Here is a 2,745-nt window from a genome sequence, read left to right on the forward strand (position 1 = left end):
AAGCAGTTCCTGCCCTCCACCGGTACGCTGCGCTACCTGCGCACGCCCGCGGCGGTCACCTTCACGCTGGGCCAGGACGGCAGCGGCCCGGCCGGCGTGCGCATTGACTCCGGCGTGCGCGAGGGCGACACCATCAGCCCGTACTACGACCCCATGATCGCCAAGCTGATCGTATGGGGCCGCGACCGCGACGAAGCGCTGGCGCGCATGGCGCAGGCGCTGGCCGAGTATCACGTGGTGGGCCTGTCGACCAATATCGCCTTCCTGCAGCGCCTGGTGACCTCGCAGGCGTTCCGCACGGCGGACCTCGACACCGGCCTGATCGAGCGCAACCAGGCAGCACTGTTCCCGCCGCCTGCGCCGGTCGCCACCGAAGTCATCGCGCTGGCCGTAGCGGCGTTGGTGGATGCGGAAACCCGCGCGCGCCGCGTGGATCCGGCCGACGCGCATTCGCCCTGGCAGACCGCCGGCGCCTGGCGCCTGAACGCCGACGCCAGCAGCCAGTTCCGCCTGCGCACCGCCGAAGGTGAAACGCAGGCCAGCCTGCGCAGCGATGGCGGCAAGCAATGGCTGACCGTGGGCGGGCAGACCGTGTCCTTCCGCGCTGCCAGCCAGGCCGGCAGCCACGCGCTCGACCTGGGCGAGCGCACCGTCAAGGGCAACACCCATATCGAAGGCGACGCTCTCTACGTGTTCAGCGGCAAGCAGCAAACCCGGCTGGAGGTCATCGACCCGCTGGCCCATGCGGGCAGCGCCGATGCCGAGGGCGGCAAGCTGGTCGCGCCGATGCCGGGCCGCATCATTGCCGTGATGGTCAAGGCCGGCACGGTCATCGGCAAGGGCGATCCGCTGATCGTGATGGAAGCCATGAAGATGGAGCACACGCTGACCGCGCCGGCCGACGGCGTGGTGCAGGAAGTGCTTTATGGTATCGGCGACCAGGTGCAGGATGGGGCTCAGCTGGTCACGCTGGAAGACGTTGTGGTGTGAGTGGATGCATGCCTTTGGGGGGCTGCTTCTAGCCCCGCTGATGCGGGCGATGCGCTACCGCATCTACCGCACCCGCCTACCCCCGCCGCAATCCCTCAACAGGATCAGCCTCAAAAGCCTCCCACAACGCATCACGCCGTTGCAACGCCTTGATAACCGCCGGCTGGCGCAATTGCGCTACCGCCGACACCAGCGCATTGCATAAAAAGAACGCCGCCGTATAGGAATCGAAGGGAGAGGCATTGGCCGTGCGCACCAGCAGATGATGATGCGATAGCGGCACCAGCGGCGCGGCCGGGCTATCGCAAATCGCGATCACGCGCGCACCGCGCTCGCGGAAGGCGCGCGCGATGCTCACCGGCGCGCTGGAGTAACGGCGGATGCTGAAGGCCAGCAGCACATCCTCGGGTTCGACCCACAGCATGGCGTCGGTAGCGGTCACCGCACCCGCGCCCAGTTCCTGGACCTGCGGCCGGCACATGTTCAGATGCAGCGCCAGCCATGCGCCCACGGGCGCGCTATTTTTCTGCGCCAGCACGAACAGCCGCCCACGCGGCTCGGCCAGCAGGCGCGCAATCGCCTCGAAAGCCGCCATGTCCAGCCCTTCATGGGTGGCCGCCAGATTGTGCTGGTCGTGCAGCAGCGTGTCGTCCACGCAGGCGCGCAAGGTGCGCTTGCCACCGATCGTGGCCGGCGCGCGCTGGCCCGCGGTGGGCAGGAGCGCCGTCACGCTGGCCCGGGCCTCGCGCTGGGCATCGCCATAACTGGCATAGCCCAGCTTGGCGAACAGCCGCACCACCGTGGAGGCGCTTGTGCCGTGCTGGGCGGCCAGCGCTGTGGCCGATTCCAGCAACGCGTGGGGATAGTCGCGGCCCAGCGCGTCGGCCAAGGTGCGCTCGCGGGCGGTCAGCGTGGCCGCCTCGCGCGCAAGGCGCTCGAGCAGGGTGGCGTCACGCGGGGGAGTCTCCTGGCGGTTTTTCATGGTATTGACACGTTGCAATGCGTATTGCATGATCATATCACTTTTGCAATTAGCAAATCATCTCCACACGGTGGAAGGGGCGAGGCGGTATATGTCGGATAACGTGGCGGACAGCGAAGTGCTTGACCAGGCGGCGGGCGGAGTGATCGATTGGCTGGGTGGCCAGCAGGCGCAGATGCAGGCACTGCTGCAGCGCGTGGTCGATATCGATAGCGGCAGCCGCCAGGAAGCCGGCGTGACGGCCGTGGCCGAAGTCCTGCGCGCACGCCTGGAGGCCGCTGGCATTGCGGTCACGCTGCATGCCGTGGCCGGCTACGGTGTGTGCCTGGATGCGCTGGTGCCAGGCGCCGGCGATGGTGCGCCGATCCTGCTCATGGGCCATACGGCGGCGCGCCGTCCCTTCCGCGTGGAAGACGGGCTTGCCTACGGGCCCGGCGTGGCCGACATGAAATCCGGCCTGGTGATGAACGTGTTCGTGGCCGAGGCCCTGGCACGATGCGGCGGCAACGCCTTGCCCGTGCGCCTTTTCTTTTCCTGCGACGAAGAGATCGGATCGGGCGCCACCCGCGAGCGGATCCTGGACGTGGCGCGCGGCGCTCGCGCCGTGTTCAACGCCGAGCCCGGCCGCGTCAGCGGCAACCTGGTGACCGGGCGCAAGGGCTCGATGGTGGTGGAGTTCGAAGTCGAGGGCGTGGCCGCGCACGCGGGCGTCAACCATGCCCAGGGCGCCAGCGCCATCGACGCGCTCGCGCGCAAGATCCTGGCGCTGCATG

The 2,745-nt window shown here is 68.5% G+C and carries 3 protein-coding genes; 2 read left to right on the forward strand and 1 reads right to left on the reverse strand.

Annotated features, from left to right (window positions below):
• Window positions 1-990, forward strand: a 990-nt coding sequence (locus OR16_RS38720) for a biotin/lipoyl-containing protein (RefSeq protein ID WP_006164851.1), incomplete at its 5' end; no start/stop codon positions are given.
• Between the two features lie 76 nt (window positions 991-1,066).
• On the opposite strand, the gene OR16_RS38725 is transcribed toward OR16_RS38720, so the two are convergent.
• Entirely contained in the window at window positions 1,067-1,972 is a 906-nt protein-coding gene (locus tag OR16_RS38725) for a MurR/RpiR family transcriptional regulator (protein WP_043423062.1), read from the reverse strand.
• A 91-nt stretch (window positions 1,973-2,063) separates the two neighbouring features.
• On the opposite strand from OR16_RS38725, the gene OR16_RS38730 reads away from it, so the two are divergent.
• A partial coding sequence (locus OR16_RS38730; protein ID WP_006164855.1) for a M20/M25/M40 family metallo-hydrolase occupies window positions 2,064-2,745 on the forward strand: 682 nt, incomplete at its 3' end.

This window comes from Cupriavidus basilensis OR16 (assembly GCF_000243095.1).
Classification (GTDB): domain Bacteria; phylum Pseudomonadota; class Gammaproteobacteria; order Burkholderiales; family Burkholderiaceae; genus Cupriavidus; species Cupriavidus basilensis_D.